Annotated in this window: 17 protein-coding genes; 9 read left to right on the top strand and 8 right to left on the bottom strand. The window is 43.2% G+C overall.

What is annotated here, in order from left to right; genetic code table 11:
- Nucleotides 1–218: 218 nt before the first annotated feature.
- The 7 genes from AAEY55_RS08930 to AAEY55_RS08900 form a co-directional block, all read right to left on the bottom strand.
- Entirely contained in the window at nt 219–989 is a 771-nt protein-coding gene (locus tag AAEY55_RS08930) for an SDR family oxidoreductase (RefSeq protein WP_086996146.1), read from the bottom strand.
- A 9-nt stretch (nt 990–998) separates the two neighbouring features.
- On the bottom strand, nt 999–1,889 hold the full coding sequence (gene mmsB / locus AAEY55_RS08925; protein ID WP_086996141.1) for a 3-hydroxyisobutyrate dehydrogenase: 891 nt from the start codon (nt 1,887–1,889) through the stop codon (nt 999–1,001).
- A gap of 4 nt (nt 1,890–1,893) precedes the next feature.
- On the bottom strand, nt 1,894–3,036 hold the full coding sequence (locus tag AAEY55_RS08920; RefSeq protein ID WP_208834345.1) for an enoyl-CoA hydratase/isomerase family protein: 1,143 nt from the start codon (nt 3,034–3,036) through the stop codon (nt 1,894–1,896).
- Complete coding sequence (locus tag AAEY55_RS08915) at nt 3,036–3,833, bottom strand: enoyl-CoA hydratase (RefSeq protein ID WP_011328137.1); 798 nt, start codon at nt 3,831–3,833, stop codon at nt 3,036–3,038. The genes AAEY55_RS08920 and AAEY55_RS08915 overlap by 1 nt, the downstream gene beginning before the upstream one ends.
- 10 nt (nt 3,834–3,843) lie before the next feature.
- Nucleotides 3,844–5,001, bottom strand: a complete 1,158-nt coding sequence (locus tag AAEY55_RS08910) for an acyl-CoA dehydrogenase family protein (RefSeq protein ID WP_011328136.1) — start codon at nt 4,999–5,001, stop codon at nt 3,844–3,846.
- 127 nt (nt 5,002–5,128) lie between these two features.
- Nucleotides 5,129–6,619: a CoA-acylating methylmalonate-semialdehyde dehydrogenase gene (locus AAEY55_RS08905; RefSeq protein WP_011328135.1), complete on the bottom strand. Its 1,491-nt coding sequence runs from the start codon at nt 6,617–6,619 to the stop codon at nt 5,129–5,131.
- Between the two features lie 84 nt (nt 6,620–6,703).
- Entirely contained in the window at nt 6,704–7,885 is a 1,182-nt protein-coding gene (locus tag AAEY55_RS08900) for an acetyl-CoA C-acyltransferase (protein WP_350550912.1), read from the bottom strand.
- A gap of 330 nt (nt 7,886–8,215) precedes the next feature.
- Here AAEY55_RS08900 and AAEY55_RS08895 point away from each other — a divergent pair, with 330 nt between their 5' ends.
- From AAEY55_RS08895 to AAEY55_RS08855, 9 genes are all read left to right on the top strand, one after another.
- Nucleotides 8,216–8,650 (top strand): MerR family DNA-binding transcriptional regulator, encoded by a 435-nt coding sequence (locus AAEY55_RS08895; RefSeq protein ID WP_182677687.1) that lies wholly within the window; start codon nt 8,216–8,218, stop codon nt 8,648–8,650.
- Nucleotides 8,651–8,689: 39 nt separating this feature from the next.
- Nucleotides 8,690–9,865: an isovaleryl-CoA dehydrogenase gene (locus tag AAEY55_RS08890; RefSeq protein ID WP_011328132.1), complete on the top strand. Its 1,176-nt coding sequence runs from the start codon at nt 8,690–8,692 to the stop codon at nt 9,863–9,865.
- 10 nt (nt 9,866–9,875) lie between these two features.
- Nucleotides 9,876–11,483: a carboxyl transferase domain-containing protein gene (locus tag AAEY55_RS08885; RefSeq protein WP_350550909.1), complete on the top strand. Its 1,608-nt coding sequence runs from the start codon at nt 9,876–9,878 to the stop codon at nt 11,481–11,483.
- 12 nt (nt 11,484–11,495) lie between these two features.
- A complete protein-coding gene (locus AAEY55_RS08880) occupies nt 11,496–12,266 on the top strand; it encodes an enoyl-CoA hydratase/isomerase family protein (RefSeq protein ID WP_350550906.1) in 771 nt (256 codons plus the stop codon).
- 8 nt (nt 12,267–12,274) lie between these two features.
- On the top strand, nt 12,275–14,278 hold the full coding sequence (locus AAEY55_RS08875; RefSeq protein ID WP_350550903.1) for an acetyl/propionyl/methylcrotonyl-CoA carboxylase subunit alpha: 2,004 nt from the start codon (nt 12,275–12,277) through the stop codon (nt 14,276–14,278).
- Entirely contained in the window at nt 14,278–15,174 is an 897-nt protein-coding gene (locus AAEY55_RS08870; protein WP_350550900.1) for a hydroxymethylglutaryl-CoA lyase, read from the top strand. Before AAEY55_RS08875 ends, AAEY55_RS08870 begins: the two co-directional genes overlap by 1 nt.
- Nucleotides 15,175–15,262: 88 nt before the next feature.
- Nucleotides 15,263–15,961, top strand: a complete 699-nt coding sequence (locus tag AAEY55_RS08865) for a CoA transferase subunit A (protein WP_350550897.1) — start codon at nt 15,263–15,265, stop codon at nt 15,959–15,961.
- Between the two features lie 17 nt (nt 15,962–15,978).
- Entirely contained in the window at nt 15,979–16,635 is a 657-nt protein-coding gene (locus AAEY55_RS08860; protein WP_011328126.1) for a 3-oxoacid CoA-transferase subunit B, read from the top strand.
- A gap of 298 nt (nt 16,636–16,933) precedes the next feature.
- Nucleotides 16,934–17,827: a LysR substrate-binding domain-containing protein gene (locus AAEY55_RS08855; RefSeq protein ID WP_011328125.1), complete on the top strand. Its 894-nt coding sequence runs from the start codon at nt 16,934–16,936 to the stop codon at nt 17,825–17,827.
- A 326-nt stretch (nt 17,828–18,153) separates the two neighbouring features.
- Here the strand turns inward: AAEY55_RS08855 and msrA are convergent, their stop codons facing one another.
- The gene (msrA, locus tag AAEY55_RS08850; RefSeq protein ID WP_350550894.1) at nt 18,154–19,437 is read right to left on the bottom strand and encodes a peptide-methionine (S)-S-oxide reductase MsrA; all 1,284 of its coding nucleotides are present in this window, start codon (nt 19,435–19,437) and stop codon (nt 18,154–18,156) included.
- Between the last annotated feature and the right edge of the window lie 110 nt (nt 19,438–19,547).

Raw genomic sequence — 19,547 nt, 5'->3', positions numbered from 1 at the left:
GAATAGGGGGAAGTCCCAATGACAAGTGTGGCAATTATGCTAGAAGTTGCTAGCTCCGCGTAGCGGCTTTGTTCAACACAAATATATACCCATGTTTTACAGCAAGGTGCTAATGGTGTTATTAGCCCTTTTTCAAGATTATAAGCTTCCCTATTTAAAACAAAAAAGCACAACCCACACGAGTTATGCTTTTTTAATTAATCTTAAACCAACTCATTTTACAAACGAATGCCGCCGTCTATTTCTACTACGCGACCGGTAAAAAAGTCGTTTTCGATAATATATTGTGCGGTATGGGCTATTTCTGCAGTTTCACCTAAACGCCCTACTGGAGTTACGCTAAGCATGCGCTCTTTAGCTTCTGGTTTCATTACGTCGGTCATTGCGGTGCTTATAACACCTGGTGCAATTGCGCCTACGCGAATACCAAAACGGCCAAGCTCTTTAGCCCATGTAGTAGTAAGCGCTACAACGCCTGCTTTTGAAGCAGCGTAGTTTGTTTGCCCTATGTTTCCGGCGCGCGCTACACTCGACATATTTACAATAACGCCACCTTTGCCCGACTCAATCATATGGCTGGCAGCTTCTCGCCCTGCCAAAAACACGCCAGTAAGGTTTACGTCTATTACTGATTGAAATTGCTCAAGCGACATTTTTTTAACTACTTTGCCGTCTTTTGCTTTAATAAACATGCCATCGCGTAAAATACCGGCGTTGTTGATCAATACACCAATATGGCCAAAGTCGCTATTAATGGTGTTAAATACCGCTTCCATTTCGCTCTCGTTGGTAACGTTGGCAGCGTAGCCTTGAATACGCGTAGTTACGCCGTCAAGTTGACTTAATTGCTCAGTTGCTGTGTTAAGTGCATCTTGCGCCATATCGATTAGGGCAATGTTTGCGCCCATTTTTGCAAACTTTTGCGCCATGGCAAAACCCAAGCCTTGTGCGCCACCGGTTATTACTACCGTGTTATTTTTAATTTCCACGCGTTACCCCTACTTCGAAAATAATTTAAATATGGCACTAAAATCTTCAGTACCCGCACCTTGGTGCTGCAATGTAGCGTATAAGTCGTTGGCCATTGAACCCATTGGCGTGGCTGATTTACTTTGTTTTGCTGCTTCCATTGCCAAGCCTAGATCTTTCGCCATTAGATCGACCATAAAGCCTGGTTTGTATTCGTTACTTGCAGGAGCCGACTCCATTACACCCGGACACGGGTTATATAATTCTAACGTCCAGTTACGCCCTGAGCTTGCGGTCATTATGTCGCTAAGCACTTTAGGGTCTAGGCCATTATTTATACCCATTTGTAGTGCTTCGCTGGTGCCTGCCATTAAAATGCTCAACAGCATGTTATTACATATTTTTGCAACTTGCCCTGCGCCAATGTCGCCTGCATGAAAAATATTTTTGCCCATATCAACCAGCACAGTATTGGCTTTGTCGAACGCGGCTTTATCGCCGCCTACAATAAAGGTAAGTGTGCCGGCGGTTGCGCCTGCAACGCCACCCGATACCGGTGCATCTACAAAGCTAATACCTTGCTGTGCTAACTCTTTACCAACCACGCGCGCCGATTCGGCATCTATGGTTGAGCAATCAATAACTAAGGTGGTTTTGCTTAAGCTGTTAATTAGCCCGTTTTCGCCCAAATAAAGCGCTTTAACATGCTTGCCAGCAGGCAACATGCTAATAAGTATGTCTACGTTGTTGGCACATTGTGTTGCATCTGCGGCTGCGTTTGCACCTTTGCTTTTTAGCTCGTTAACTGTATTTTGGTTTAAGTCGAACACACTTACTGTGTGCCCTGCTTTAATAAGGTTTGCCGCCATTGGCCCACCCATATTGCCTAAACCAATAAATCCTATATTGAGTTTGCTCATAGCTTTAGCCTTGTTGTAATTGTTTAAGTGGGTGGTTATTGCCATAGCGATCTTCAAAAAAGCTATCTACCACTGAGCTTGGCACGTCGCTGAGTGTTTTGTATTGCCAGTTTGGCGCACCGTCTTTGTCGATTAACAATGCACGTATACCTTCTTGAAACTCACCCACTTCGCCGGCACGTACCGACATACCTAGCTCCATTCTAAAACACTCAGCAAGGCTTTTGCCTTTACTGGTTTTTAATTGGCGGCTTACTAACGCACAGCTTAGCGGACAACCATGCTTAAGCGATTTTTGCGCTTTTAGTAGCCATTTGTCGTCTGTGTTTAAGTTTAAAATATAGTCAACCTGTTGTTGTAGCGTAGTAAACTCAGCGAGTTCTTGAATGGTTGCCAAATTTGCTTTGATATTACCTTTAGGTAAACGCCCTGATTGCTGATCTAAATCAGTTAACAGCGTAGTAAGTTTTTCGTGATTTAAGCTGGCCGTTTTACCCCACTTAATGCTGAGTAAACCCGCTAAAAGTGCATCGTATTTGTCTGCTTTTACATAGTGATCGGCAAGGGCAACAAAACGGGCATCGTCGCAATTTATAGACGCTGACGTAAGCCCTAAAAACAACCCAACACTGTGAGGCATTTTATGTAAAAAATAACTGCCGCCAACATCTGGGTATAAGCCAATAGTTTGCTCAGGCATTGCTATACGCGATGTTTCGGTTACTACGCGGTGGCTTGCACCAGCCATTAAGCCTAAACCGCCGCCCATTACAATACCGTTACCCCACACTAATAATGGCTTTTCGTAACAGTGAATTAAATAGTCAAGGCGATACTCTTGCGTAAAAAAATCCTCTACTAAGTCGCTTGCGCTGCCTTGAGCCATAGCGTGGTGCAAACTTACAACATCGCCGCCAGCACAAAAGGCTTTGTCGCCTGCGCCTTTTAATACCACCATGGCAATACTGCTGTCTTGCGCCCAAGCTTTTAGTTGCGGCTCTAATAGTTTGATCATTTCAAAATTAAGGGCGTTTAACGACTTTGGTGCATTTAGCGTAGCAAACGCTATTAAAGCACCGTTTGACGCGGTTGCCGTTTCGAATACGACTGCGTCATCTGCATGATTTAATAATGTTAAGCCGCTCATTAGCCGTTCACCCAATTTGCACGACGCTTTTCTAAAAAGGCACTTACACCTTCTTGCTGATCTTCGGTGTCAAATAAGGCCACAAATAACTCACGTTCTAGCGGTAAAATGCTCGCCATAGGCTGATGACGCCCTTTTTGAATCAATGTTTTACATGCTGCAACCGAAGACGGACTTTGATCGGCCACTTGGTTAGCTAGTTTAAGTGCTGCAGCAAAGCTTTCGCCTTGTGGAACAACTTCTTCAATTAAGCCAATTTGCAGTGCTTTGTCGGCTTTTAAGCGCTCGCCACATAAAATCATGCGTTTTGCCCAGCCTTCGCCTACTAACCATGCTAGGTTTTGTGTACCACCAGCACACGGTAGTAAACCTACTTTAGCTTCAGGAAGGGCCATTTGTGCTTGCTCTTCAGCAATACGAATATCACACGCGAGTGCTACTTCTAAACCACCGCCCATGGCATAGCCATTAATAGCCGCAACCGACACGCCTCTAAAGTTACTAAGTGCTTCAAATGCTTCGCCAAATACGCGCGACATTTCGGCGGCTACGCCTTTATCGCCACCGGCAAACAAGTTTAAGTCGGCACCGGCACTAAAAAACTTTTCGCCTTCGCCGGTAAGCACTAGTGCATAAATATTTTTATTTTTGTTTAGCTTATTAACGGTGTTTTTTAAGGCAATTAATGTGTCTTTGGTCCAGGTATTTGCTGGCGGGTTTGACATAGTTAATATGGCTACATGACCTTCGGTCGTTAATTCAATGCTAGGATTAGACTTAGTATTTGACTCTGACATAAATAACTCCTTATAAAACTTCGCTGGCTGACTCTGCTAAAATACGACGCGCTATAATAACGCGCATAATTTCGTTAGTGCCTTCTAAAATTTGGTGTACACGTACATCACGTACATGGCGCTCTAATGGGTATTCTTTAATATAACCATAGCCACCATGAATTTGCAGGGCGTCGTTACATACGGTAAAGCCCACATCGGTTGCAAAACGTTTTGCCATAGCACAATACGTGGTTTTTTCGCTGTCGTTATTATCAAGCTTAAACGCAGCCAGCCTTACCATTTGGCGCGCGGCTACAAGCTCGGTGTTCATATCGGCAATTTTAAACTGCAGCGCTTGAAACGCGGCCAGTGGTTTACCAAACTGAGTGCGTTCTTTTAAATATTCGCGAGCCGTATTAAGCGCCGCTTGCGCTGTGCCAATTGAACAGGTTGCAATATTAATGCGCCCGCCATCAAGGCCTTGCATAGCAAATTTAAAACCTTCGCCTTCTGCACCTAATAAGTTATGCGCCGGAATACGCACATCTTCAAAACTAATTAAGCGTGTAGGTTGTGCGTTCCAGCCCATTTTTTCTTCGGCTTTACCGTATTCAACACCTTTAGCGTCGGCAGGTACTATAAAGGCCGAAATACCTTTAGGGCCATCGCATCCGGTGCGCGCCATAACGACTAATACTTCGGTTTCGCCCGCGCCCGAAATAAACATTTTTGAGCCGTTAATTACGTATTCGTCGCCATCGCGTACTGCTTTAGTTTTTAGCGATGCGGCGTCTGAACCTGAGCCTGGCTCGGTTAAACAATACGATGCCAGTAAATCGCCAGTAACCAGTTGTTCGCAGTATTTGTCTTTAGCGGCGTCAGTACCAAAGCTTGCTACCATCCAAGTGGCCATATTATGTATGGTTAACATGGCTGTTGTTGCGGTACAGCCCATAGCAAGTTGCTCAAAAATAATGCTTGAATCTAAGCGCGATAAGCCAAGGCCACCGGCTTCTTCTGGCGTGTAAAGGCCACAAAAACCTAGTTCGCCTGCAGCTTTAATCGTGTCTTTAGGGAAAATATGTTCGCGATCCCACTTAGCGGCGTACGGTGCGAGTTCTGAGTCAGCAAACTGACGTGCTGTTTGAGCAAATGCTTGCTGATCATCTGATAAATTAAAGTCCATATAGACCTCTTCAATTAGTTATGTGTTGTCTAGGTGATTAGTGAAGAGCAACGAAGGTAATAGGAGTTACCTTCGTGCCCTTCTTTATTATTAATTATGCTTTTTATAAACTATTTATTATGAGTAATTACTTTAAGTTAATGCTCATATTTGGACCCGACGCTATGTCGTCTTCAAACCAACGTGAAGTAATGGTTTTAGTTTCGGTATAAAAACGAATACCTTGCTTACCGTAAGTGTGAGTGTCGCCATAAAACGAGCCTTTCCAACCAGTAAACGAAAAGAACGGCAGTGGCACCGGAATTGGCACGTTAATACCTACTTGGCCTACTTCAATTTCGTGTTGGAACTTACGTGCAACTGCGCCGCTTGAGGTAAACAGCGATGTGCCGTTACCGTATGGGCTGTCGTTTATTAGCGCAATGGCTTCATCTAATGTATCTACAAACATACACGCCAGTACGGGACCAAAAATTTCTTCTTTATATAAGTCCATGTCTTTAGTTACATCGGTAAACAACGTTGGGCCTACCCAATTACCTTGCTCGTAGCCTTCAACCGTAAAGTTTGAGCCGTCAATTAAACACTTAGCGCCTTGCTCTTTACCACCGGCAATAAGCGATAAAATACGTGCTTTTGCAGCCGGTGATGTTTGCGGACCATACGCTGCGCCTGCATCATCCCATACGCCTGGGCGTACACCTTCAAAACCCGCTTTAATTTCATCAACCCAGTCTTTTGCTTGGCCAACAAATACCGCAACCGAAATACCCATACAACGCTGACCAGCGGCACCAACCGACGCGCCAACTAAGTTATTTACCACATGCGATTTGCTGGCATCTGGCATAATAACCATGTGGTTTTTAGCACCCACACACGCTTGTACGCGTTTAAGATTTGCTGTGCCTTTTGAATAAATATAAGCGCCAACGCCACACGAGCCAACAAACGAAATAGCGCGTACTGCTTTGTCCTCTAGTATGCGATCTACTTGTGGTTTTGTACCATGTACTACTTGTAACACGCCTTTTGGCGCGCCAGCTTCCATAAATAACTCAGCTAAGCGCATTGGCGTAAGTGGATCTTGCTCAGACGGTTTTAAAATAAAGGTGTTACCACACACAATTGCCAGCGGAAACATCCATAATGGGATCATTGCCGGAAAGTTAAACGGCGTAATACCCGCACACACACCTAAGGGTTGCATGTAAGAATAAGTATCGATTTTACGCGCTACGTTTTCCATGGTTTCGCCCATCATTAATGACGGTGCGTTAGCCGCTTGCTCAACTACTTCAATACCACGCCATACATCGCCTTTAGCGTCTTCAAAGGTTTTACCAAGCTCATGACAAATAATAGTGGCAAGCTCGTCGTGGTGCTCTTTTAATAGCGCAGCGTATTTCATCATAATGCGCGCGCGCTCAGTAATTGGCACATCTTTCCACGTTTTAAACGTTTCTGAAGCCGAGGCAATAGCTGCATCCATTTCTGCGTCTGTGGTGCAAGGTACTTGGGCTAGCACTTCTTGGTTGGCTGGGTTTATTACGTCAATAAGTTCTTTTGAGCTTGATTGAATAAATTCGCCATTAATCAGTAGTGGTACTTGGTGCATAATTAAATCCTGTTTTATAAGAGTGTTAGTGCAGCTTTATTATTATAATTAGCGCTGCATTGATTATTATTTTGTGATGAAAAATTAAAGTGTTTCTACTGCCATGGCCACGGCTTCACCGCCACCAATACATAAAGACGCTACGCCTTTTTTAAGGCCACGATCTTTAAGTGCATGAATAAGCGTTACTAAAATACGTGCGCCGCTTGCACCAATTGGATGGCCCAATGCACATGCACCGCCGTTTACGTTTACTTTGTTTTCATCTAGTTTAAGCTCGTTAATAGCAAGCATAGTAACCATGGCAAACGCTTCGTTAATTTCCCACAGGTCAACATCGGCTGTAGTCCAACCGGCTTTTTCTAGTACCTTGTTCATTGCGCCCACTGGCGCTACTGTAAATTCGCTTGGTTTTTGAGAATGCGTGCTGTGCGCTACAATTTTACAAAGCGGGGTTAAGCCCTGCTCTTTGGCTTTTGACTCGCTCATTAAAATAAGTGCTGCGCCACCGTCTGAAATTGACGATGAGTTAGCGGCTGTAATAGTGCCGTCTTTTTTAAATGCAGCACGTAGGCTCGGAATTTTTTCTGGGCGGGCATTACCTGGCTGCTCGTCAATGGCAACGGTAACGTCGCCTTTGCGTGTTTGCATAGTGTGCGGTGCAACTTCGTTATTAAAGCTGCCGTTTTCAATTGCGGCTTTTGCTTTGGTTAGCGAGCTTAGTGCAAAGTTATCCATTTGTTCACGGCCTATACCGTATTCATCGGCGGTGTCTTGTGCAAAACAACCCATAGCTTTGTTGTCGTAAGCATCTTCAAGGCCATCGCTCATCATGTGATCTTTAATTTCGCCATGCCCCATGCGCATGCCGCCGCGAGCTTTGGGAATAAAGTACGGTGCATTACTCATACTTTCCATGCCACCAGCAACTGCTGAGTTTATAGAGCCCGCTTTAATTAGATCATGTGCCAACATTGCCGCTTTTAAGCCAGAGCCACACACTTTATTTATAGTGGTAGCGCCCGTGCTAAGTGCTAGGCCTGCTTTTAACATTGCTTGACGAGCAGGCGCTTGGCCTACACCAGCAGGTAATACACAGCCCATAATTACTTCATCAATAGCATCTGTGCTTAGGCCTGTTTCTGCCAATGCACTAGCAATAGCGGTTGCCCCCAGCTCAGTTGATTGCGCATCATTAAGTGCGCCCATAAATCCACCCATTGGGGTGCGTTTTGCTGCTACAATAACAACGGCTTCAGTAGTCATAAAAAGGCTCCATTTAGTAATTGGCCCCGTGCAATTTAATGCGCTGAACCAAACAATTTATTTATAATCTGTTTACGAGCATACATAATATTTACGTTTACGCCAACGTAAATCTAAAATCAACTTTTAGTTGACTGTAAAAACTGTAAACTTATTTGTATTATGTTTCATTACACTTCAGTAAAAACACCTGCGCAGGCTTTAAAGCCTAACTTTAATGAAAGTTTACTCGCCATTTTCATTAGTCTAAAGTATTACACAAACATCTTGCTTTACCTTTACGTAAACTTCACTTATATTGGACTTATTCGAATGAGGTAAAACACTATTATGAAACCAGATAATCAATCAAGCTTTGCAACGTCGGCCACTGTGCCTGCCAATAATGAACAAACTTTTAGTATTAGCGAACTCGCAAAGGAGTTTGACATTACCACCCGCTCTATCCGCTTTTATGAAGACCAAGGGCTTGTTACGCCAAGTAGAAATGGCCAAACCCGTATTTACTCTAAACGCGATAAAGTACGCTTAAAGTTAATTTTACGTGGTAAACGCTTAGGTTTTACGCTGGCAGAAACAGGACGTTTGTTTGAACTTTACGACGCCGACAAATCAAGTGCTAAGCAGCTGGTAACTATGCTTGACCTTATTAGCGAGAAAAAAGCCGACCTATCACAACAAATGGACGACATTAAAGTTGTTCTTATGGAATTGGTAACAGCCGAGCGCCGTTGCCGCGACACACTTAATAAAATAGATGAGTAATACGCGGTATTAACTTAATCAATCACACAGGAATGAATCATGAGCACTATTTCACTATATAAAGAAATGAACTTTGGCCTTGGCGAAACCGCCGATATGATCCGCGGACATGTAAACAGCTTTGCCAGCCAAGAAATTGCCCCACTAGCCGAAAAAACTGACCTTGATAACGCTTTCCCAAATCAACTTTGGCCACAAATGGGCGAAATGGGTTTATTGGGAATGACAGTAGCTGAAGAATTTGGCGGTGCTGGTTTAGGTTATTTAGAGCATGTTATTGCCATGGAAGAAATTAGCCGTGCAAGTGCTTCTATTGGCCTAAGCTATGGTGCGCATTCAAACCTGTGTGTAAACCAAATTAATCGTAACGGCACGCAAGCCCAAAAAGAAAAATACTTGCCTAAGCTTATTAGCGGTGAGCACATTGGTGCCCTTGCTATGAGCGAGCCAAATGCAGGTTCAGACGTAGTTTCAATGAAACTTAAAGCCGAGAAAAAAGGTGATAAGTACATTTTAAACGGTAATAAAATGTGGATCACCAATGGCCCAGATGCGCATACTTTAGTTATTTACGCTAAAACCGATTTAACTGCTGGCGCAAAAGGTATTACTGCATTTATTGTAGAGAGCGACTTTCCTGGTTTTTCAACCGCGCAAAAGCTCGACAAACTTGGTATGCGTGGCTCAAATACCTGTGAACTGGTATTTGAAAACTGCGAAGTACCCGAAGAAAACATTTTAGGTAACTTAAACGAAGGCGTTAAGGTATTAATGAGCGGCCTAGACTACGAGCGCGTAGTACTTGCAGCAGGCCCACTGGGTATTATGCAAGCGTGTATGGATATTGTTGTACCTTATATTCATGAGCGCAAACAGTTTGATACGCCTATTGGTCAGTTTCAGTTAATTCAAGGTAAAGTAGCCGACATGTATACGCAAATGAACGCCGCACGCTCGTATGTATATACAGTGGCTCGCTCGTGTGATCGCGGTGAAACCACCCGTAAAGATGCTGCCGGTGCTATTTTATATGCAGCCGAGCTGGCAACTAAAATGGCGCTAGATGCCATTCAAATTTTAGGTGGCAATGGTTATATAAACGAATACGCAACGGGCCGCCTACTACGTGATGCCAAATTATATGAAATTGGTGCAGGTACCTCAGAAATACGCCGTATGCTAATTGGCCGCGAACTTTTCACTGAAAGCCGTTAAGGATTAAATAATGACGATTTTAACATCGAGCGTTAATCCTCACGATCCAACGTTTGTACAAAACCATAAAAATATGTCGGCGTTGGTAGATGATTTACGTAATAAAGTGGCAACCATTAGCCAAGGTGGCGGCGCTGCATTAAAAGAGCGCCACGCAGGCCGCGGTAAATTATTTGTACGCGACCGTATTAGCACTTTAATTGACGAAGGTTCGCCATTTTTAGAAATTTCGCAATTTGCCGCCTTTGGTGTTTACGAGCAAGAAATTGCGTGTGCCGGTGTAGTAGCCGGTATTGGCCGTGTTAAAGGTGTTGAATGCATGATTATTGCAAACGATGCCACGGTTAAAGGCGGTACTTACTTTCCGCTAACGGTTAAAAAGCATTTACGCGCGCAAGATATTGCTGAACGTTGCCATTTACCTTGCATTTATTTAGTTGATTCGGGCGGTGCAAACTTGCCAGAGCAAGATGATGTATTTCCCGATAAACTGCATTTTGGCCGTATATTTTACAACCAAGCCCGTATGTCGGGTAAAGGTATTCCACAAATTGCTGTGGTTATGGGTTTATGTACCGCAGGCGGTGCCTATGTACCGGCCATGGCCGATGAAAGCATAATTGTAAAAGATCAAGGCACTATATTTTTAGCGGGTCCGCCTCTTGTTAAAGCTGCAACCGGTGAAGTAGTAACCGCCGAAGAGCTTGGTGGTGCCGACGTGCACTGTAAAACATCGGGAGTTGCCGATCATTACGCGCAAAATGACGAACATGCGTTGTCGATTGCGCGCCAATGTATAGCGCGTATTAATTACACCCGCCCTACTGCGCCGTTGCTAGAGGAAGTTAAACCACCTCGTTTTGATATTAACGAGCTTTACGGCATTGTTGGCACCGATCTTAAAAAGCCATTTGATGTACGCGAAGTAATAGCGCGCACAGTTGATGACTCATCGTTTGACGAATTTAAACGCTACTTTGGCGAAACCCTAGTAACGGGGTTTGCGAGTATTTATGGCCACCCAGTGGGCATAGTCGCTAACAACGGTATTTTGTTTAGTGAGTCGGCGCAAAAAGGCGCGCACTTTATTCAGCTATGTACGCAGCGCAACATTCCTTTAGTATTTTTACAAAACGTAACCGGCTTTATGGTAGGTAAAAAATACGAAGCCGAAGGTATAGCTAAACACGGCGCTAAAATGGTTATGGCGGTATCGTGTGCCGATGTGCCTAAATTTACCGTACTGATTGGTGGCTCATATGGCGCAGGTAACTACGGCATGTGTGGCCGTGCATTTGAACCTACCATGATGTGGATGTGGCCCAATGCGCGTATTTCTGTAATGGGCGGCGAGCAAGCAGCCGGTGTAATGACGCAAGTTAAGCAAGACGGTTTAGCCCGTAAAGGCCAAAGCATGAGCGAGCAAGAAGTAAGTGACTTTAAACAGCCAATAATTGATCAGTACGAAGAGCAAGGACATCCGTATTATGCCAGCGCCCGCTTATGGGATGACGGCATTATTGATCCTGCCGACACACGCAGCGTTTTAGGACTTGCCTTAAGTGCCGCTAGTAATGCACCTGTGCAAGAGTCAAAATTTGGCGTATTTAGAATGTAAACGGAGCGTAAAATGTCAGTTACTCTACAAATAACAAAATCAAATGTGGCGGTACTCGTTTTAAGCCGCCCAGAAAAACGCAATGCATTTAACAGCGAAGTCATTCAAGAGCTTATAAAATGTATTGAACATGCTAATACGCTCGATATACGCGCCTTGGTGTTAAAAACTGAGGGCAAACATTTTTCAGCCGGTGCCGATTTAGCCTGGATGAAATCGATGGCAGATAACAATGTTAACGATAATTTAGCCGATTCAATGCAGTTAGCTAAATTAATGCAAGTGTTAGCAACAAGCCCGCACCCTACTATTTGTGCCGTGCAAGGTGCTGCGTTTGGTGGCGCTTTGGGTTTAATTGCCTGTTGCGACATTGCAATATGCCAAGACAATGCACAATTTTGCTTAAGCGAAGTAAAGCTGGGGCTTATTCCTGCGGTTATTAGCCCTTATGTAATTAAAGCCACTGGTGAGCGTGCAGCGCGTAGATACTTTTTAACTGCTGAGGTGTTTGATGCGCATACCGCTAAGCAACTTGGGTTAATTCATCAAGTAACCGGTAATTTAGAATGTGCGCTCGACGCTATGCTGCAAACATTGATTGATAATGGCCCGGTTGCAGTAAAAGCGGCAAAAGCACTTATTAACGATGTAGCAAATAAAGAAATAACCGATGAGCTAATTGAGCTTACCGCTCATCGTATTGCCAAAATTCGTGTATCGGATGAAGGCCAAGAAGGCTTAAGCGCTTTTTTTGACAAACGTCCACCACAATGGCAACTGTAGGATCAATTATGAACGTAAATAAATTACAAAAAATACTCATTGCTAACCGTGGTGAAATAGCGTGCAGAATAATGCGCAGTGCTAAATTAATGGGCTTAACCACAGTTGCTGTGTATTCCGATGCTGATAAACACGCGCAGCATGTAAAAATGGCTGACGAAGCCTACCATATTGGCCCAGCGCCAAGTAAAGACTCGTATTTAGTTGCCGATAAAATACTGCAAGTAGCAAAAGACAGCGGCGCAGATTGTATTCACCCTGGTTATGGGTTTTTGTCTGAAAACAGCACGTTTGCCAACGCATGTGAAGCAAATAATATTGTATTTGTTGGACCACCAGCAAGCAGCATTGAAGCTATGGGCTCTAAAACGCGTGCTAAAGAAATTATGGCCGCGGCTAATGTGCCATTAGTACCTGGTTATTATGGCGACAAGCAAGATCCTGCTTTTTTACAAGCAGAGGCCGAAAAAATTGGCTACCCGGTACTGATCAAAGCAGCATTTGGTGGCGGTGGTAAAGGCATGCGCGTGGTAAATCATGCTAATGAATTTATTAGCGCACTTGAAGGCGCACAGCGTGAAGCCGTTGCTGGTTTTGGTAATGACCTAGTATTGCTAGAGCGTTACGTTAACCAACCACGCCACGTAGAAGTACAAGTGTTTGCCGATAACCACGGTAACTGTGTTTATTTAGGCGATCGTGACTGCTCGTTGCAACGTCGTCATCAAAAAGTAATTGAAGAAGCCCCTGCCCCGGGTTTATCAGACGAGTTGCGCAAAGAAATGGGTGAAGCCGCGGTGCGTTGCGCTCTTGCAATAAACTATCGCGGTGCAGGTACAGTTGAGTTTTTACTGTGTGGCGATGAGTTCTTCTTTATGGAAATGAACACGCGTCTGCAAGTAGAGCACCCGGTTACCGAAATGGTTACTGGTGTTGACTTAGTTACGTGGCAAATTAATATTGCGGGCGGGCAAACACTGCCACTCAAACAAGCTGATATTAAATTGCAAGGCCACAGCTTTGAAGCGCGTATTTACGCTGAAGACCCTGCTAATGAGTTTATTCCGTGCTCAGGCACAATTGAAGCACTTTATACTCCGCTAAACAGTGAGTTTGTGCGCATTGATACTGGCATTGCAGCCGGTGACGAAATTAGCCCATACTACGACCCTATGATAGCCAAGTTAATTGTGCATGATGATAATCGCGAACAAGCGCTGAGCCGTTTACAACACGCGCTTGAGCAATTTCACTTAGCGGGCTTTAGTACTAACATTGGCTTTTTACATAACTTAGCTGTACACCCTAGCTTTAAACAAGGCGCGCCTAGCACTCACTTTATTGCCGAGCAAGGCGATTCGTTAGTGGCGGTTGATCAATCTCTGCGCCAAGCAAGCCAGCTTATTGCAGCCTTTACTTATTTAGAGCAGCTAGTTAGCACCCAAGAAGCGCCAAATGCAAGCCCTTGGCAACAACTAAGTGGCTTTGCCCTTAATGCGCCGCAAAGCGTTAAAATTGCGTTTGTTGATTTAACCCTTAATGCGGTTAAAACGAAAAATGGCTACAGTATTACCCATAATGAGCACGTATTTAATATTCAAGGCAGTTTAAATAATGGCCTTTGTAGTGTATTTATTAATGGCGAAAAACACACAGCCCACGTAAGTCGCGTTAATAACGTGATCACCGTAATGCACAAAGCACTGCAAACTCGCCTAGAGCTAGTAAATAAACACTATATTAGCGATCACCAAAGCGATGCTCTGCCTTTAGCTGCACCACTTAATGGTACGGTAGTAAAACACTTAGTTAAGCTGGGCAGTAGCATTACCAAAGGTGATCCTGTGGTTATTATTGAAGCGATGAAAATGGAATATACGCTCAATGCCCCGCACGATGGTATTTTACAAAGCTATTGTTTTGCCGAAGGTGAACTGGTAAGCCATGGCGCGTTATTGGCTATTGTTGAAGATACGACAGCTGCAAGTGACCCTACTGAGGGAGGCGCATAATGAGCGTTTTTCCGCAAAAAGTACGTATTGTTGAAGTAGGCGCGCGCGATGGCCTACAAAACGAAAAAGCAGTAACCACTGCCGACAAAGTAGCGCTTATTAACGCGCTTGCTGCTGCGGGTTTAAAAGACATTGAAGCCGGTGCTTTTGTATCCCCTAAATGGGTGCCGCAAATGGCAGACTCAGCTGATGTGATATCGGCTCTTAATTTGCCCGATGTAAACTTAAGTGCGTTAACACCTAACTTAAAAGGCGCACAAGCAGCGCATGCCGCTGGAATTAAAGAATTTGCCATATTTACAGCAGCTAGCGAATCGTTTTGTCAAAAAAACATTAACTGCAGTATTGAGCAAAGTATTGAGCGTTTTAGCGAAGTTATGGAATTTGCCAAAGCGCATAACATTCGTGTACGCGGCTATGTAAGTTGTGTTTTAGGTTGCCCGTATGAAGGCGAAATAGACCCTCAAGCTGTACTTTATGTTAGCCAAAAGCTACTCGCACTGGGCTGTTATGAAATAAGCCTTGGCGATACCATAGGTGTAGGCACAGCCAAAAAGGTAACTGAGTTACTTACTTTGCTATTACAGCACATTGATAAGTCGCAGCTTGCAGTGCATTTTCATGACACTTACGGCCAAGCGCTCACAAATATTTACGCGGCACTAAACTTAGGTATAGCAACGGTTGACGCGGCAGTAGCAGGCCTTGGTGGTTGCCCTTACGCTAAAGGGGCGTCAGGAAATGTTGCCACCGAAGATGTAGTTTACTTACTGCAAGGGCTTGGCATTGAGCACGCAATTGATTTACAAAGGCTTAGTGATGCAGGATGGCAAATAACAAAAGCGCTTGGCAAACAACCCGTAAGTAAAGTGTCGATTGCATTGCAAGCGAAATAACATCCCAAATAATTTTTATACAAAGTACTTATAAACTAACTATCATGTAGTTAGTTAAACAATTTAAGCACACAATGAGGAGTGACTCATGGCCGGATTTGATAAAGTAGTTTCTAGTTACGAAGCTGCAATGGCAGGATTAAAAGACGGCGATACCGTAATTGCCGGTGGTTTTGGTTTATGTGGTATTCCTGAGGGCTTAATTAAACAAATTAAGCAAATGAAAACCAAAGAGCTCACTGTGGTGTCTAATAACTGCGGCGTTGATGACTTTGGTTTGGGTATTTTATTACAAGACAAACAAATTAAAAAAGTAATTGCCTCATACGTTGGTGAAAACGCCCTATTTGAGCAACAGTTACTCAATGGTGAAATTGACGTAGAGCTTACACCACAAGGTACATTGGCAGAAAAAATGCGTGCTGGTGGTGCGGGTATTCCGGCGTTTTACACCGCAACAGGTTACGGTACGCCCGTTGCCGAAGGTAAAGATGTAAAAGAATTTAATGGTCGCCCTTATATTTTAGAAGAGTCGATAACCGGTGAGTTTGCTATTGTTAAAGCATGGAAAGCCGACCGCTTTGGTAATTTAGTATTTCGCCACACAGCAATGAACTTTAACCCACTTGCTGCAACTGCTGGTAAAATTACGGTAGCCGAAGTAGAAGAAATTGTAGAGCCGGGTGAACTTGAGCCAAGCCAAATTCATACCCCAGGCATTTATGTAAACCGCGTTATTAAAGGTAACTTTGAAAAACGCATTGAGCGTGTTACTACACGAGATTAAGCAGGAGCATTAATATTATGGCATTATCACGTGAACAAGTAGCAATGCGCGTTGCACAAGAGCTTAAAGATGGCTATTACGTTAATTTAGGCATAGGAATTCCGACACTCGTCGCAAACTATGTTCCAGACGATATTGAAGTTATGTTACAGTCCGAAAATGGCTTGTTAGGCATGGGACCATACCCGACTAAAGCAGAGCTAGACGCCGATATGATTAACGCGGGTAAAGAAACCGTGACAGCTGCGAAAGGTGCAGCCATATTTAATAGTGCAGATAGTTTTGCCATGATACGCGGTGGTCATGTAGACTTAACAGTTCTGGGTGCTTTTGAGGTAGATCAAAACGGTAGCATAGCGTCGTGGATGATCCCTAAAAAGCTAATTAAAGGCATGGGCGGCGCAATGGACTTAGTTGCAGGCGCACAAAATATAATTGTAACCATGACCCACGCTAGTAAGCACGGCGACTCAAAGCTATTAGAGGCCTGCACATTACCGCTTACAGGCGTTAATTGCGTTAAAAAAATAGTCACAGATTTAGCCGTACTAGAAGTTAAAGACGGCGCATTTCATCTGTTAGAGCGCGCTCCGGGCGTATCTGTAGATGAAATTATTAGTAAAACAGCAGGTAAATTACTTGTTGACGGTGAAGTACCAGAAATGGTGTTTTAAGTCCTAGATTTAAACTTTACCTTGTACCGACCTCATTCCCAGTGCCAATGGCGCTGAGTTACCCAAAATCCCTCTAACGAGGGATTTTTTTTGCCTATTTTTCTAAGTTTTATTATTATTTTAAGAAGCTGAAATTTTACGCTAACTTGTAACTGCCCTGCACCACCTTGTTACCTTGTTGCACCATTATTGTGAACTTAATGCAGTAAAAGTTTCAACCTTCTGATATTATTGATTTTAATAATTGGTTCAGTTATTGCCTTATATAGGCGACTCAAACAACTTTATATTGGAAAACATGCAAACTCCTATACGTGGTCTTCGTTCATTTTGCTTCGCGGCACGAAGTTTAAGCTTTAAGCATGCAGCAAATGAGCTGTATTTAACGCCTTCGGCTGTAAGCCATCAAATTAAACAACTAGAAGAACAACTTGGCATTGAGCTTTTTGTGCGTAAAACCCGCTCGATTAGTTTAACTACAGCTGGAAAGGACTTTTTTGAAGCTATATCGCCAATAGTTAGTACGCTTGAAAGCACAATTAATGAATTTAGCCAAATGCAGCAAAATACAAATTTAACGATTACCTTGCCTGAGTTTTTTGCAAGCGAGTTGCTAATGCCTAGATTGCGCGAATGGACGTCGGCGCACCCTAATATTAATTTACAAATGGATACGCTTAAAACCCGTAAAGAGCTAACCCGACATAGTGACTTATCAATAGTGCTGTCCTCGAATAAGCCAACCGAAGGCGTTGTAACAGAGCTGTTTAACTTAGAGTATATACCTGCTTGCAATAAAAATTTGTTAGCACAATGGAAGGATGACCATTGTAAAGCTCTTAATCAAGTGCCGCTTATATTACACAAAGCACGCCCTTGGGCATGGCATCAGTGGGCCGAGAAAGCCGGAATAGTTGACTTTTCGCCAACCCAAATTATACAAATTGACAGCATGTTTGGTGTAGCACGAGCAGCGCAGCAAGGTATGGGGATTGCGCTTATACCTCTGCCTATTAGCCAAAGCTGGCTAGACGAACTCTGGTTATATAAGCTATTCGAGCGCCCACTGACCACTAAAGACAAGTACTATTTAGTGCAACACGAGCCAAGTAATGTAAATCATCCGCTTGATTTATTTGCTAAGTGGGTTATAGCTACTTTTAAAAATACACAAACCAAACCTATAGATTAATTTATTTCACTCATTGGGTGTATTTTTATCGTTTGTGATTAATGCTCAATAAATCTAAAGTTCACCTATCGAAAGTATCGCAGCTTAATTTAAGGTTTGATAATTAAGCTAGTAAAAGAATCTTATATTGTGTGTGTAAGATGTTGTCAGTGTCAAAAACGGTTCAAGTTAGGTGGTGACTTGGCTTGAACTGTTTTTATTTTTAGGCAATCCACATAATATTTACTAAAAATAAATTAGGCTTTAATACTGCTTTTTAGCTAAAGCCTTAATTAAAAAGCCCAGTAAAAGTTAAGTTTACTGGGCTTTGTATATCTCACGTATTTTTAATCCCTTGGTATAAATTCAAGAACCGTAGCATTTATACAATAACGGTCTGTACCGCGTGGGCCTTCCCCGGGGAATAAATGCCCTAAGTGTATGCCAGTACTTTTAGAGCGCAGCTCAATACGAGTCATTCCCCAGCTACTGTCGTCATGTTCAGTAACGCTACTTTTTATTGGATGCGTAAACGATAACCACCCAGTTCCAGAGTTAAACCTATCGCGGGTATCAAATAGCGGCTCGCCACTGAGCTTATCGACAAAGGTGCCATCGGGTGTATTTTTAAAAATTTTGTATTCTTTGCAATAAGCGCGATCGGTTTTTGAATTAAATGCAACTTTATAGGCTTCACTATCGCCTAGTTTAAATGCGCCAAGGGCTTTGTAAAACGCCTCTGGGCTTGCATAGCCTTGACGTCCGTATACTTCAGTGCCATTTTCTAAAAATAAAATAGTGGGGGTTGCCCAGGTTGCCGACTTAATGGTTAAACCTTGGAGTTGATCGGCGTGGCGAAAGCTCATAGCAATACTGCCTTTGTAGTCGTTAGCTACAGCGCTTTTAAATTTTTCACAGTATGGACAGTATTCGCGTGAGTCTAATACCACTATTTGTTTACCCATTAATAAAGCGGAGTTATCTACTTGTTCGGGCGGTTTTTTGTTAAACACCACGCCAGTTGAGTGATCAGGGCAATAGCCATTTGGATTTTTTTCTAAATAATTTTGATGATATTCTTCAGCTGCATAAAAAGTGTCAAGTGGCTTAATAATAGTGGCTATAGTGCCGTACTCTGCTTGCGTAAGCAGTTGTTGATATTGCGATTTAACTTGCTTTGCTACTTTCGCTTGCTCAGTGGTGGTAATTAAAATAATTGAGCGATACTGAGTGCCTACATCGTTACCTTGGCGATTTTTTTGTGTTGGGTCGTGGCTTTCAAAGTAGTTTTCGAGTAGCTCCTTTGCGCTAATAATATTGCTGTTATAGGTAACTTGCACAACTTCGGCGTAATTGTCCTCGTCAAAGCGACGTGATTGATTGGTTATATTGCTGTAAGTGGCTTTAAAGCCGTTTCCATCGGCATAACCTGACTCAGCATCAATAACACCATTAAGTGCTTCGTAGCGTTTTTCAGCGCCCCAAAAGCAACCTGAGCCAAGTACTAGTGTTTCTACGTGCATAGTCGCTTGAACATTACTTTGCACTACTTTTTCCATTGATAAAGCAACACTGCTTGCACTAAATAAAATAGCAACGCTAGATAAATAAATTAAACCCTGATACGACATAAACTACCTCTTAAATAAATGCTAAGGCCGGTTACTGTTGCGAATGTATTTTGAACAAAAAATAGTAACAGGCTTTAATAAAGACCTTACCTGTTGAATTATTATTTCAA

The organism is Pseudoalteromonas sp. 120-MNA-CIBAN-0494 (assembly GCF_040308885.1).
GTDB lineage: Bacteria > Pseudomonadota > Gammaproteobacteria > Enterobacterales > Alteromonadaceae > Pseudoalteromonas > Pseudoalteromonas nigrifaciens.
This window is presented reverse-complemented; position numbering and strand designations above follow the sequence as displayed.